This window comes from Pseudomonas sp. NPDC079367 (genome assembly GCF_044542195.1).
Taxonomy (GTDB): Bacteria; Pseudomonadota; Gammaproteobacteria; order Pseudomonadales; family Pseudomonadaceae; genus Aquipseudomonas.
The window spans coordinates 163,584-178,767 of record NZ_JBITTW010000003.1; the positions used below are offsets into that span (position 1 = coordinate 163,584).

4 protein-coding genes are annotated in these 15,184 nt (G+C 62.3%); 2 read left to right on the top strand and 2 right to left on the bottom strand.

Annotated elements, in window-relative coordinates; all coding sequences use genetic code 11:
* The first annotated feature begins 427 nt into the window (after positions 1-427).
* Both ACIGDJ_RS06900 and ACIGDJ_RS06905 read left to right on the top strand, forming a co-directional pair.
* Positions 428-1,531, top strand: coding sequence for a substrate-binding domain-containing protein (locus tag ACIGDJ_RS06900; RefSeq protein WP_101157133.1), 1,104 nt, complete (start codon positions 428-430; stop codon positions 1,529-1,531).
* 174 nt (positions 1,532-1,705) lie between these two features.
* Positions 1,706-14,191, top strand: coding sequence for a filamentous haemagglutinin family protein (locus tag ACIGDJ_RS06905; RefSeq protein ID WP_397478482.1), 12,486 nt, complete (start codon positions 1,706-1,708; stop codon positions 14,189-14,191).
* A gap of 47 nt (positions 14,192-14,238) precedes the next feature.
* Here ACIGDJ_RS06905 and ACIGDJ_RS06910 read toward each other — a convergent pair whose 3' ends face one another.
* Positions 14,239-14,706, bottom strand: a complete 468-nt coding sequence (locus tag ACIGDJ_RS06910; RefSeq protein WP_397478481.1) for a type II toxin-antitoxin system RelE/ParE family toxin — start codon at positions 14,704-14,706, stop codon at positions 14,239-14,241.
* A 230-nt stretch (positions 14,707-14,936) separates the two neighbouring features.
* Positions 14,937-15,155, bottom strand: coding sequence for a hypothetical protein (locus ACIGDJ_RS06915; RefSeq protein WP_056789562.1), 219 nt, complete (start codon positions 15,153-15,155; stop codon positions 14,937-14,939).
* Positions 15,156-15,184 lie beyond the last annotated feature (29 nt).

The following is a 15,184-nucleotide window of genomic DNA, read 5'->3' on the forward strand; positions in this document are numbered from 1 at the left end:
GGTGTCTGGGCGGGCCTCTTCGCGAGCAAGCCCGCTCCCACAGGGGAACGCATTTTCAAATGTGGGAGCGGGCTTGCTCGCGAAGAGGTCGGCAGGGACGATAAATAATCCAGTCTTTTTTCCAAGGCTCAGGCATCACCCGACCCTTGATTCCACCATTCTCGGGTTCTCCATTCTGTCATCTGCAACCACGCGCCAACGGCTCCAGCCCGATTCAGTCAAACCCGCGATCCAGACGCCCCACAAGACCCCGCAAACACCCGAGAAATCCGCACAAAAATCCCCCCGCAGCTCCCGAGGTTTTTTCCTTTATCTGTCACCGGAAGCTGCGAATTTCTCCCTGCGGCTCCACTGCGGTGGACCCTCCCGGTGTCATGCAAGCCTTCCGAAACCTGTGTTCCAAACCAAGTTGAAAAGGAGATTCTTCATGTTCAAGCGCACTCTGATCGCCGCCTCACTGACCGTCGCCGCTCTGGCTTCCGCCCAGGCCATGGCCGTAACCGGTGGTGGCGCCTCGCTGCCTGCCGCGCTGTACAAAGGTTCTGCCAACAGCATCCTGCCTGCCAACTTCAGCTACGCCGTGACCGGTAGCGGCGTCGGCAAAAGCGCTTTCCTGACCAACAACGCTGCCCAGTTCAGCACCACCGGCACTGTGCACTTCGCCGCGAGCGACTCGATTCTCAGCGCTGCGGAACTGAACACCTACACCACCAACTTCGGTGCTTCTTACGGCCCGTTGATCCAGCTGCCATCGGTGGCCACTTCGGTTGCCATTCCCTATAAAAAATCCGGCCAGACCGCGCTTAACCTGACCAGCGCTCAACTGTGCGATGCGCTGTCGGGCACCAAAACTACCTGGGGCGCGCTGTTGGGTACTGCCGACACCACCGCCATCCGCGTGGTTTATCGCAGCACTTCGAGCGGCACCACTGAAATCCTCAGCCGTCACTTGAACGCGATCTGCCCGACCAAATTCGCGGTCAACACGACCTTCACCAACGCGCGTCTGCCAGCCGGTTCGACGTTGCCATCGACTTGGGTTGGCGTCGCCAACACGGCTGATGTGGCAACTGCGGTGAACGCCGTGGACGGTTCGATCGGCTATGTGGGGCCGGACGGCGTGAATGCCGCCAGCAACGCCGTGGTTGCCCGCGTCAATGGCGTCCAGCCAACCAACGCTAACGTGACGCTGGCACTGAGCACCGCAGCGCTGCCAACCGCACCGGCCAACCCGGCTCAGTGGGCGCCAGTCGTGCCTAACCCGGCCAGCGGTTACCCGATTGTGGCTTACACCAACTTCATCTTCGGCCAGTGCTACAAGGATGCTGCCGTAGCCACCGCTGTGCGCAACTTCCTGACCACCCACTACAGCAACCCAGGCAACAACGTTGCCACCGTGGCCCACAGCTTCACGCCAGTACCCAACAACTGGAAAACCGCTGTGACCGCCAACTTCATCACCAACAGCTCGGGCAACAACCTGGACATCAACAACGCCAACGCCTGCAACGGCATCGGTCGTCCTTTGTAAGCCTTGCATCAAGCGCAATGAAACGGCAGCGGCCTTCGGGCTGCTGCTTTTTTTTGGCCGACGTACACCTGGATCATGAAGTTTGTGTGACATCCGTTCGGTCGTGAGGCGCGTCAACCGCCTATGTCGTAACAGCAGGGCTGACCCGACCTGCCACCAAAAGGACCTGTAGTGATGCTTGCTCGCACCTCCCGTCGCAGTACCCGTATTCAGCCGATCAAACGTGGCGCGGGCGATCCCGCACAGTGGCTGCTCAAGCCATTGGCGCAAGCCGTTGCCTTGTGTCTGGTGGCGGGCAGTGCCGAGGCGGCGACAGCATTCAGTTCTACCTGGTTTGCCGCCAAGGGCGCGGCGCAGCAGGCTTCGGCGTCGCGTCCGGGTGGGGGCGGTCTGCCGGGGATGACCCCACCGCTGGCACAGCAGCAACGGGCCAGCCAGCAATTGCAGCGCTCTTTGCAGACACTTAACAACACCGTGGCAGCGATTGCCGCGCAGCAGGCCGCACAAGCCGCTGGACGTGCCGCCGCATTGGGCAGCGTGCAAGTCGTTCCGGATGGATTGGGCGAGGGCGGCCTGAAGATCGATAACAGCCTGACCCAGGGCTGGCTGAACGCCAAAGGCCCGCAACAAACCCAGGCCGACGGCAAGACCACGGTGAAGATCGAGCAGACCGCCGACAAGGCGATTCTCAATTGGGAAACGTTCAACGTCGGCCGCAATACCACAGTGGAATTCGCCCAGCAGGCCAACTGGGCGGTGCTCAACCGCGTCAATGATCCGAGCGCACGGGCCAGCCAGATTCAGGGACAGATCAAAGCGGACGGCACGGTGATGCTGATCAACCGCAACGGCATCGTGTTCAGCGGTGGCAGTCAGGTCAATGTGCGAAATCTGGTGGCGGCAGCCGCGAACATGACCGATGCGCAATTTCGTGATCGTGGTCTGTATTTCGACAGCACCGGCAGTCAGCCAACCTTTACCGATGCTGCTGGCCAGGTGCTGGTGGAGCGTGGCGCTGCCATACAAACGCATCAACCTGCGCTCTCCACCGATGCCGGTGGCTATACCTTGTTGCTTGGCCAGGACGTGCAGAACGACGGCTCGATCAGCACGGCCAAAGGTCAGACGGTGATGGGGGCGGGCGACCGTTTCTACATTCGCAAGGGCTCAGGCACCGACGGCAATGTTTATTCCACCACCTTCGGCAGCGAGGTCATTCCCGGTTTCAAGGCTGACAGCTCGGGCAAGGTCAGCAATACCGGTCTGATCCAGGCATCCACCGGCGACATCACCCTGACTGGCCGCGACGTTCTGCAGAACGGCGTGCTGCTGGCAAGCACTTCGGTGGCGACGCGCGGCACCGTGCATTTGCTCAATCCGGCCAGCGATGCCCAGGGCCGTGTGACCCTGGGCGAGAACGGCGTCAGTGCGATTCTGCTCGACAGCAGCGATCTCACGGCCCTGGACAGCCAGCGCGAGGCGGCGTTGATCGGCGTGAATGCCGACAACCGGATCCGCAGCGATCAGTCCCGCATCGACATCGCCAGCGGTGGCACCGTTGAATTCAAAAGTGGTTCGATCACCCTTGCGACCGGTGGGCAGGTGGCGGTTGCCGCCGGGCGACGCAGTCTGCTGCGCGAGGGGGCGGTGGTCGACGTGTCCGGCGCCCTCGGCGTGAAAGTGGCCATGGAAGCCAACAACATCAAGATCAACGTGCAGGGCAACGAGCAGCGGGATGCGCCGCTCAATCGCGAGAACGGCGCGCTCAACAGCAGCGATATCTGGGTCGATGTCCGCGAACTGGTATTCGTGCCGGCGGGCACCAACGGTTACGCCACCGACCGCTGGTACACCGCCGGTGGGTTGTTGGAGGTCGGCGGATACCTCGGCACTCAGGGCCATGGCGTCGGTGAATGGATGGCTCAGGGCGGTGAGGTGCGGTTTTCCGGAAATGATGTGATCAGCGAAAACGGTTCGCTGATCAATGTGTCCGGCGGCACGCTCGATGTGCAGGGCGGCGAGATTCGCCAGAGTTGGCTGCGCGGTGCGGACGGGCGGTTATACGAAGTGTCGCGTGCGCCGGGCGATATTCTCTACAGCGGTCTTTACAAAGGTTACGAAAGTCACAGCGAGCGCTGGGGTCAGACGGATTATTTCCATAGCCCACTGATTGCACCGACGCGCCGTCAGGAAACGGGGTACACCGTTGGCCGGGATGCCGGGCAACTGGTGATCGCCACGCGCAACGCCGTGCTGGAAGGCCAGCTGTTGGGCGAGGTGTTTCAGGGCGAACGACAAAACCAGGCGCCGCGAGCGGCCCTGGACGGCTATGCCCAGCCTCAGACCGCCCGGGCGCGGCGGGGGCAGTTGGTCGTTGGCAATTACGATGCGGCTTATGTCGCCGCCAGTGCGGGCCTGCTCTATCAACTCGACCCGTTGCTCGATCAGGTGCAAGTGGGGAGCGCGCGTGCCAGCGCAGCGAACGCAGGGCTGACCGACGCGGTCGCTGCTGAGCGCGCCGGCAAACTGTTTCTCGACGCCGGGCTGCTCAATGGTTTCCAGCTGGGCGCGCTGAAGATCTCGGCGAAAAACACGATTGAAGTCGATGAAGGCGTAACCGTGGATCACGGGGGCGACATCACCCTGTTCAGCCCAGATGTGCAGGTCAATGCCGATTTGATTGCGCAAGGGGGCAGCCTGCAGCTGGGCAACGTTTTGAACCAGCTCGCCACCGATCGGCGCGATGACACCAGTCTTCAGGTGCCAACAGGCAAGCAGGCCCGCGTGACGGTTGCGCAGGGCGTGCAGCTGCAGGCGCGCGGTCTGTGGAGCAACCTGTCGAGTAACCCGGACGACGCGGACGGCCTGGCGTACCTCAATGGCGGGACGGTGTCGATCCGCAGCAGCGGCGACATTGTGCTGGCCAGTGGCAGTCTGGTCGATGTCACGTCGGGCGGCGCGATATTGGCCAGCGGCAAGACGCGTGGTGGTAAGGGTGGCGACGTGACCCTTGAGTCCAGCGCCAACAGCGCGCCGGGCCAGTCACGCCTGGTGCTTGATGGCGAGGTGCAGGGTTATGGCGTGAACGGCGGTGGGACGCTCACTGTGCAGGCCAGCAAGGTCCGGATCGGCGGTGCTGGCGCCGTCGCCGAAGAACAGTCCTTGCGGCTGACGCCGGAACTGTTTCAGACGGGGTTCAGCGCCTACAACATCATCGGTCTGAAGGGCATGGAAGTAGCCGATGAAACGATTATCGATGTGCAGATGCCGGTCTATCGATTCGGCGAATCCGCCTCGACCATTGCGTCCGGCACGTCGCCGCGCGCTGCGCTGGAGCTATGGACGCCGACGTTGTTCCAGGAAGACCCGCTCAAGGGTGTATTGACGCAAAGGGCCGGTGCATCAGTTGCATTGCAGGCCGGTGCGACGCTGGCTGGCTTGATTGACCCTGCCAACAGCCCGTTGTCGCTTGGCGAAGGCGCACGGATCAGTGTCGATCCCGGCCAGCGCATCGGTTTGCGCGGGGCAGGGCAGATCACGGTTGACGGTGAGCTCAACGCCTGGGGCGGCACTGTCGATATCCGTCAACAACAATTCGGCGCGATCGATGTGGCGACATCCTTGCAAGAGGCTGATCCGACCCTGCACAACCGTTCGATCTGGATCGGTGACCATGCCTCGATCGATGTCGCCGGTCGGGCAGTGACCGCCGTCGATGCGCTGGGCCGCGTCTACGGCCAGGTCGGCAAGGGTGGCTCGATCATCGTCGGCGGCGAAATTGATGCGAAGAAAGTCACCGCGACCGCCGCCGATGCTTACGTCATCGTTCGTCAGGGGGCGCGCCTGGAAGCGTCCGGTGCGCAAGCCGTGCTCGATAGCGGTGAACAAGGCCCCGTTCGAGTCGCCACCGATGGCGGGCGGATCAGTTTGAGTGCCTACAATGGTCTGTTCATCGAGGGCAGCTTGCAGGCCAATGCCGGTGGTGCAGGTGCGGCGGGCGGGCGTCTGGAAATCGCTCTGGATACGCCGGCCTACGGTGCCGGGGGATTGACCAACGCCGTGCGGGTGCCGCGGGAATTGATCATTGGCCAAGGGCCCGGATCGGCACTGCCGCAGGCGCTGCAGGCAGGGGAAGCTTCGTCACTTTTACGCTACGGGCGTACGCGCCTGAGTGCTGATCAGCTGATGAGCGGCGGCTTCGACAGCCTGAGTCTGCTGAGCAACGGTCTGATGACGTTCGACGGCGATGTTGACTTGCACATGGGGCAGAGCCTGAGTCTGTTCGCCGGTTCCCTTTCATTGGCCGATTCCGCGCAAGACAGCGCTCGGGTCAACCTCAGCGCACCTTACCTGCGCCTGTCGGGGCCGGGCACCTACTTGAGTTCGGATGTCAAAGTGCGTCCGCGGGTAATGAGCAATCCGACAGCGCAGTTGTCCAGCGCGCAATTCACCGCCAGCGCGAACCTGCTGGATCTGGGCAACTCGCTTTCATTCGGCACCGAAGGGACGCTCGTGCAAACGGCCGCACCCGCGCTTGCAGTCAGCCGTCGTGGCTTTGGTCTGGTCACACTCGACAGCCAGGGTGACATGCGCTTCCTCGAGCCAACCGATGAACAGCAGCGCAGCCGTCTGTGGACTCCGGGTGACATGCACTTGCGTGCTGCGCAGATCTACCCCGCCAGCGGTGTCTCGGCTGATGTGCGAGTGGGTTATCAGACCCAGGCCGGATCGGTGCCGGAGCATACGTTGCGTATCGGCAGCTACGGGCCGGCGCCGACTTTATTGCCTTACTCGGTGTTCGGCAGCCTGACATTCAGCGCGGGACAGATCGAACAGGGGGGCGTCATTCGTGCGCCTTTGGGGCTGATTTCCCTGGGTGATGACTCCATCGTCAAGACCGGTGAGCTTCACCTTCTCCCGGGTAGTGTGACGTCAGTCAGCGCCGCCGGACTGGTCATGCCGTATGGGGGCACCACCGACGGTATCGACTATCGATACAACGACAAGTCGGTTTTCTTGAATGGCATTGCCAGTGCTGCATCCGGGGTCATACTCGATGCGCAATACACCGATGTGCAGGCCGGGGCGGTGATCGATCTTTCGGGCGGCGGCGATCTGCGTGGGGCCGGTTTTGTCTCCGGACGAGGCGGTTCCACCGATGCACGTTTCAATCCGCTGGTACGCAATGCCACCGATGGCACGTTCAGTTTGCCCGGGCTGGCCAGTAATCCCGTGTATGCAATCGTTGCCGGTGATCAGAGCCGCTATGCGCCGATGCTCGCCGAGGCTGGCGCAGTCGATCCGCGCATCGGCCAGCAGATCACCCTCGGTGCCGGCGTTACCGGACTGGCGCCCGGCACCTACACTTTGTTGCCATCGACCTTTGCCTTGTTGCCGGGCGCCTTCCGGGTCGAAATCAATGGTCAAGCGATGGCGGGTTCCATGGACGGTGCGCTGAAGTTGCGCAATGGCTCGTGGACCACGGCCGGACAGCTGTCGATTGCCAACACCGGTATTCGCGACAGTCTGCCCAGCCAGGTCATCGTGACGTCTGCCGACGTGCTGCGGCGCTATTCGCAGTACAACGAAACCGGGTTTACCCAATTTGTGCTCAACGATGCTGCCCGCCGCGGTCTGCCTCGCGCCCGCACACCGCTGGACGGCAACACGCTGCAGCTGCGCATGGTCAGTGGCGGCGAGCACGACACAGCCCTGGATTTCGACGGGCAAGTGCTGTTCAAGCCTGCCGAAGGGGGGGTTATTGGTACGGCGGTGGTTCAGGGCGGTTATACCGGCGGTGACTTTGAAATTCTCGGTGCCGGGCACACGCGTACGCCCGGGTTCGACGGTGTTTCGCTGTATGCCGACACCCTCAACCGCTTGAATGCCGGACGTTTGACCATCGGTGGCACCCCGACTGTGTATTACGGCTCCGAGGGCGGCTCGATCAAGGTGATCGGCAATATCGCGGCGATTCGTCTGCGCGAGGGCGCGATTCTCTCCGCGCCAGAGGTCGTGCTGAGCAGCAACAGTGCCAGTGGCGGCATCACCATCGATGCGGGCGCAGGCATCAATACCTTGGGACGAGGCGCCGTTCCGTACGATGCCGCAGCCGGTTTCGTCTACGCACCTGAGCGGTCTAGTCTGCTGGTGGTCTCCAATGGCTGGACACCGGTGCTTGCGCCTGCCGAGGGCGGGGGCGGGAGCATTCGTATCGGCAACTGTCCGACGGCCGATTGCACCGCTGCGGCGTTGCTGTATTCCAACGGCAGCATCATCGCCGCCACCGACAAGGACTTCGAACTGGGCGAAAGCGTGCGCTTTGGCACTCGCCAACTGGGGCTTTCGGTCGGCGTGGTCAATGCCGGCAGTCAGCAAGCACTGGCCGCAGCCAGCGGCCGTGTACCCGCGGGCCTGACGCTTAACCAGAGCGTGCTGGATCGCCTGTTGCAGGGCGACACGCAATTTGGCGCCCCCGCCCTGGAGACCCTGAGTCTGGTGGCCCGCGATGCGTTCAACTTTTTCGGCAGCGTTACCCTCGACACCCTTGATCCGAAGACCGGCCAGAGCCGCTTGCAGAATCTGGTACTGGGCAGCCCGGCCATCTACGGCTCGGGCGCTGCCACCGATGTTGCGACGATCCGCACCCGCAATCTGATCTGGAACGGGGCCACTCAGGCCCCGGGTACGGTGGTCAAGGATGGCGCCGGCACCGGCCACGGTACGCTGGATATCCAGGCGCAGCGGATCGAACTGGGTTATGGCCCGAATCCGCAGCCCAATGGCCTGGATCGCAATGACCGACTCACCCTGGGTTTTGCCAGCGTCAACCTCAACGCCAGCGAACGCATCACCGCCAACCACAAGGGCAGTCTGGCGGTGTACGAATCCCAAGGGGCTTATGACGCGGTCAAGGGGTTCAGCTACAGCGGCGGTAACCTCAATCTGCACACGCCACTGCTGACCGGCGAAGCTGCCTCGGTCAGTGATCTCAAGGCCGGCAACCGTCTGACCCTCAGCGGCACCGCCACAACGGCTGTGGCGGACGCGCTTGGCGCACAACTGAGCCTGACGGCACGCAACGTTGTGCTCGACAGCCGCATCGTTCTGGCCAGCGGCAAACTGCTGGTCAATGCCGAGGATGATCTGACCCTTGGCAGCGGCGCGCAGGTGGACATGGCGGGCCGGGTTCTGCCGTTCAACGACGTGAAGAAATACAGCTGGGGCGGCGATGTGTCGTTGCAGAGCAACAACGGCAATATTCGTCAGTCGGCGGGTTCGCGAATCGATCTGTCGGCCGTCAACAATCAGGCCGGGCAACTGAGCGTCGTGGCCCTGGGCACTGACGCCGGACAGGTTGACCTGCAAGGACAGATCAGCGGAACCAGCAGTGGCTATTACGATGCGGGCGGCACATGGGTGCCGTACAAGGCCGGTGGCGTGGACATTCGCGCCCAGCGCCTGGAAGGTGATTTGAGCCAGGCCTTTGCCAGTCTCAATCAGCGCTTGAACGCGGGCGGGGTGGTGGGCAGTCGCAGCTTCCAGTTCAAGCAGGGCAATCTGCTTGTCGGTAACGGACTCAAAGCAGGCGAGGTCAATGTCTCGGTGGACAACGGCAACCTGACCGTGGACGGGTTGATCGATGCCAGCGGCGAACGGGTCGGCTCTATCCGGCTGGCCGCGAAGAACGCGTTGACACTGACTGGCAACGCGGTGCTGGATGCCCATGGCCGCGTACTGCGCGTCGACAGCTACGGCAAGATCATCGACGCACCGAACCGCGCCATGGTTGAACTCAATTCGGCTGACGGCGTGCTGACACTGGCCGCTGGTGCACGGATTGACTTGCGGCACGGCACCGACGCACTGACGGGTAACCAGGCGGGACAACGCGACGGCCTGTCGCGCGGGACGCTGGAGCTCAATGCACCGCGTCTGGGCAGCGGTGATATTGCGGTTGATGCCAGCGGTACGTTGACTGTTCAAGGCGCCCGCTCCATCGGGTTGAATGCCGTTCGCCGTTACAGCGATGCCGCCGATGGCACCGATCCGGCGGCCAGCGGTCGCCCGTATCAAGTGATCGATCAAGCCTATCTGGACGCCATTCATGCCGACAGCAGCGGTTTCATCGATGCGGCACTGAACAACAGTGATCTGCTGCAGCGCAAATTGGCCGGCCTCAACAACGCGACCTATGCCGATGCGTTTCATCTGCGCCCGGGGGTCGAAATCGTCAGCAAAACCGCCGACGGCGATCTGGTGGTGCAGGGCGATCTCGACTTGTCCGGCTACCGTTACGCCAGCCTTAACCCCCACACTCGGCTCACCTCGGTGTACGGCAGCGGGGAAGCGGGCAATCTGTTGATCCGTGCCGGTGGCAACCTTGATATCTACGGCAGCATCAACGACGGTTTTGCGCCCCCACCGGGGACCGTGGACGACGCCGGCTGGAAACTGTTGCCGGGGATACAGCCGTTCGGCGGCGACCTGATCGTACCGGGCAGTGGTGTCAGCCTTGCCGAAGGGACGCTCTTCCCGGTCGGTGCGACCTTGAATTACGACCTGCCGATTCAAGCCGCCACGTTGGCCGCAGGCACGGTGTTGCCGGTACAAGCCACGCTTGCCGAACCCTACTCGCTACAGGGTGGAACGGTGCTGGCCGGCGATGTGCACGACGCGACGGGAAACCTGATATATGCCGCCGGTACGCTGCTCGACAATGCCGTGACCCTCCCGGCAGGCAGCCGATTGGGCGCCGGCCTCCGCTTGAACAACGCCACCGCCCTGCAGACCCTGCTCTGGCCCAAAGGCGTGCCGTTGCCGGGTGCCGTTGATGCCGATAATAGAACGGTGGGTGTTGGGTTGAACGGTACGTTGGCGCTGTTGCGCGGTTCGCTGATTCCATCCATGACCAACGTGAAGTTGGTGGATGGCACGGTCTACCTCGACCTGCGTCCCGCCAATGGCGAACTACAGGGGCGTAACTGGGCGATCGCCAGCATGCTGCCGGCGGGGAGTGCGTCGTGGTCGATGCGCATGGTCGCAGGCGCCGATCTGTCCGCAGCCGACAGCCGTAGCGTGAAACCTCAGGCCAGCGTCGGCAACTTGCAGATGGCCGACACCCATTATGGTGTGAGCATGACTGAGGTGGCTGGCAAACTGGTCTGGGCCGTGGATAACGAGTATGGCTTTACACCGTACGAACCGGTTCCCGAGGAATATCTTGTGCTCTGTGAGATTGCTCCCGGTGCCTGCGCCCCGATGGCGCGCAGTGTATGGGCCCCTGGCAACTGGATGGGCATGCCGGATTACACACCGATGAACGATGACGAATTGTTCTGGTGCTCCATCGACCCGGCACTGTGCATTGAAAACAATCCGAGCAAGAGCGCCCAGGCCCACACGCAGATGTTCAGCGTTTTGCGTACCGGTACCGGTGACCTGGACTTGATGGCGGCCGGTAATCTGAGCATGGCTTCACCTTTCGGTGTGTACACCGCCGGCACCCAATCGGGTGACGTCGATGCGCGTTATAACCAGGCGCGCGGCCGGCTATCGGCTGATGGATCGGTATTGGGCAGCGCTGGCAGCGATTACGAAAAATGGGTCGATGGCGGCAGTGCCAGCCTTTATCAGGCCTGGTATCCACAGATGGGCGGTAACCTGACGATCAATGCTGGCGGGTCTGTGTCCGGCGACGTGCTCGGGCGTCGCTCGGTCGCCACGGGCGACGGTACGCGGGAGCAGGTGCCGAGTGTGGCAGTGGGCAATTGGCTGTGGCGCCAGGGCACCGGCAACAACGATGTACCGACTGCCTGGTGGATCAACTTCGGCAGCTACGCTGCGCAGCCAATGCCGGCACAGGGCGTGGAAACCAAGCCTTATCTGGTGGGTTTTACCGGGTTCGGTACGCTGGGCGGCGGCAACATCAGTCTGAGCGCTGGCGCAGATGCCGGCATGCTAAAGCCCATGGGCGATGACAAGTATGCGTCGTATCCACGTAGTCAGGGGTTGATCGTGGCAGTCGGCAGTACGGGACGCGTGGGCAGCGACGGTAACCTGCAACTGACCGGTGGCGGAGATCTGGATATTCGTCTGGGCGGTGGCCTCAATCCGTCTCTGCAAGCACGTGCCGGCCTGCAAGGTACCGGCACGCCGACCCACGATTTGCAGGGCGCGCTCATCAACCTGCGCGGCGCGGCGCAACTGACGGGCGCAGCGTTGGGCGGAATCAATCTGCAGTACGGCGCTTCTGCGCTGTTTCATGACCCAAGGGAAACGCGCGCTTTCGATCCGTTCAACTCGACGGCCAGCAATGCCAGTGGTGGGCTGGTGCTGATTCCCGGCGACTCCGGCATGCGCCTCAACACTCGGGGTGATCTGGTGCTGGGTGGCGCCACGGATCCGGGTCGCGTGCGGTTACAAAACTCCACACCGTTTACCACGGCCGATGGCGTTTACCATGCGGGTGGCGGCTTGAGTGGTTTCTCGCTGTGGACCGATCACACCGCCATCGATTTATTCTCGGCGGGCGGTAACCTGACACCGAGCACTCAATTGATGGAGACCACCGGGCAGGACCCCGTCGCCGGGCTTAACACGTCACCTACGGATGACCGCTTCGTCATTCCTTCGATATTGCGTGCGGTGGCCGGCCAAGGCTCTATTTACGCGGGACCATCAGCCACTTACGGCGTAGGCAACCCGGCACCGGTCGTGGGCTATTCGTTGCTATTGGCACCTTCCAGCGCGGGGCAACTTGAACTGATCGCAGGGGATTCGATCTATGCCGGTGGCTACGCGATCAATCAGTCAGGGGCCAGCCCGGCGGCACTCGCCACGCCGTTGACACCTGCGTTCAATGGCTACGCCAACAACCAGTTCAGTCGCCCTGTCATGACCAATGCCGGCAGCGACGGCGTATTGGCGGATACCAATTCGCGCTATCCGCTGTTTGCCTTTGGTCCCGATAGCTATTCGGGGTTGAGCAGGGTTCAGGGGCCGGCGCGCTTCTATGCACTGACCGGTGACCTGGTGGGTATTCGCACGGGTGAAACGCTGGCGTTCGCGACCACAAAGCGCACCTGGTACGAATCGGCAGGCCCGGTCTGGATGGTGGCAGGGCGCGACATCGTGGCGTCCGGTACCAACCTGGGCCAACCCACGAATGCGCCCACCGGCGGCATGGGGCGCAATAACGAACAGGTCGCATCGACCGGCAATCTGTTCGTGCATAACGATGCGCGCGACATTTCGAGGGTTTCGGCCGGGCGCGACATTCTGTACAGCAGCTTCGACATTGCCGGCCCAGGGGTTCTGGACGTCAGTGCAGGGCGCAATATCATGATGGAAGATCGCGCCAGCATCACCAGCCTCGGCCCTCTCGCGGCGGGTGATCATCGCTCCGGTGCAACTATTGTGATGCAATCAGGCGCGGGCGCGCAGGGGCCGAATTACTCGCGGTTCGTTGCGCGTTATCTGAACCCGCAAAACGTCGCGGATTCGGCTGTGGCCCTGAGCGCGCAACCGGGCAAAGTGGTCAAGACCTATGTCGAAGAACTGCAGAGTTGGCTGAGCCTCGGTTATGGCTTCAAGGGTAGCGATGAACAAGCGCAAGCCTTCTTCGCCGCACTGCCGAGTACCGAGCAGGCGATCTTCGCCCGCCAGGTGTACTTCGCCGAACTGCGCGCCGGCGGCCTGGAATATACCGATGCCAATGGCCCGCGCACCGGCAGTTACCTGCGCGGTCGCAATGCCATTGCGGCGTTGTTTCCGAACACCGATGTGGCGGGCAATCCGATTCGCTACGACGGCGATATCACCCTGTACGGCGGCGCCGGGGTCAAGACGCTGTTTGGCGGCGATATCCAGATGCTCACGCCGGGCGGTGGTCAGGTGTTCGGCATCGAAGGCGCGGCGCCACCGTCGACGGCGGGGATCATCACTCAGGGCTCGGGCGATATTCAACTGTACTCGCAAGGCAGCATTCTGCTCGGCCAGAGCAGGATCATGACGACGTTCGGCGGCTCGATTCTCGGCTGGTCCGCCGAGGGCGACATCAACGCCGGTCGCGGCTCGAAAACCACTGTGGTCTACACGCCGCCAAAACGCGTCTATGACACCTGGGGCAACGTCACGCTGTCGCCGTCGGTGCCGAGCACCGGCGCCGGTATCGCCACGCTCAACCCGATCGCCGAAGTGGCGCCGGGCAACATCGACCTGATCGCGCCGCTGGGCACCATCGATGCCGGCGAAGCGGGGATTCGCGTGTCGGGCAACGTCAACATCGCTGCGCTGACGGTAGTCAACGCCGCGAACATTTCGGTGCAGGGCAAGGCGACCGGCGTGCCCGTGGTGTCGGCGGTCAACACCGGCGCAATCACCTCGGCCAGTTCGGCAGCATCCTCGGCGACCCAAGCGGCGGAAGACGTCGCCCGTCAGCAACAGGCGGCGGCGCGGCAGAATCAGGCCTCGGTGTTTACCGTGCAGGTATTGAGCTTCGGCAACGAGCAACTGGCGCCGTCGCGCGATGGTGCCAGCCGGGCACCGGCGACGGGCTACAACCCCGACAGCCCGGTGCAGGTACTCGGCGCCGGCGCGCTGGATGAACAGGCGAAACAGCAGCTGACCGAGGAGGAACGTGGGCAGCTGACGTTGTAAAAGACTCTCGTGCAGTACGTTTGGGCGGCCGGTTGGCCGCCTTTTTTTTAGAGTGATGGGGTTCGGGGATATTTTTGTCGAGCGTGAAGTACCCTGAGTATGTCGATCTCCCCATTCACCCGATAATCCAGCAGATAGTTCGGATGAATCACCATTGCTCGAGTGCCAGGCACCCGACCGGATCGGTAGCCATCGGGTATGGAAGAAAGTTTCTGCGCTGCGGTAACGGTTTTGCGTTGAAAGGAAACCGAAGCAATGGAGTTGTGCTGGTCGATGTAATCAATGATGTCAGCCAGTTGACGAATAGCCTTGTAGCTCCATTTAACCGCAGCGCGGCGTGTCCTGCGGTTTTCTTCATTCATCTGATCGAGCAACACCATTGCTTCGGCATGGGGAATGCCTGGGTGCGGGTCATCAAGTGCTTCCTGGACCTGCGCACGAAACCAAAGGTCGTAATCCGCAGCCTCTTCTTCGGTTTCGAAGTCTGAAACGATAAGTGAAAGTTCAGCGTTCATCATGACCTCCAACATCAATGTGAAGCAGTCTGAGGGGATGTGGGCTCGTTGTAGTCACTGGCGGGACGAGGGAGACATCATCCCCAAACCGACGATTCAGATCTGTCAGACGCTTCGCCTGTGATGCGCGTGAAGTCGATCAGCTGTGTAGTTCGATTCTGTGGGAAATCAGCTTTTGATCATCGGGCTGACGGCCGCCGCTCAAAGCCGCGGCCACAGCCACGCCGCAATCAATTGCCGTCCGCCACCTTGCGCTCGATCTCATCGACTTTGCGCTGCAGCTCTTCAGCTTCCTGCTCTTTGACCCGAGTGGAAGAGGGCGTGATGATTTTGTCCACGCCTTCGGTCTTGCCATCGCGGTCCTGCAGATCGCGTTCGACCACGTTCACTGGTTTGCCGCTGGCATCGGTGGGCGGGGCGTTGGGGGTTTTGTCGTCGTTGGGGTTCATGGCGCTGGCCTCCTGTGGGTGTACATATT

Excerpts from the sequence above, each read along its gene's own strand:
- ACIGDJ_RS06900 (WP_101157133.1), top strand. The coding sequence starts at position 428 with ATGTTCAAGCGCACTCTGATCGCCGCCTCACTGACCGTCGCCGCTCTG.
- ACIGDJ_RS06905 (WP_397478482.1), top strand. The coding sequence starts at position 1,706 with ATGCTTGCTCGCACCTCCCGTCGCAGTACCCGTATTCAGCCGATCAAA.
- ACIGDJ_RS06910 (WP_397478481.1), bottom strand. The coding sequence starts at position 14,706 with ATGAACGCTGAACTTTCACTTATCGTTTCAGACTTCGAAACCGAAGAA.
- ACIGDJ_RS06915 (WP_056789562.1), bottom strand. The coding sequence starts at position 15,155 with ATGAACCCCAACGACGACAAAACCCCCAACGCCCCGCCCACCGATGCC.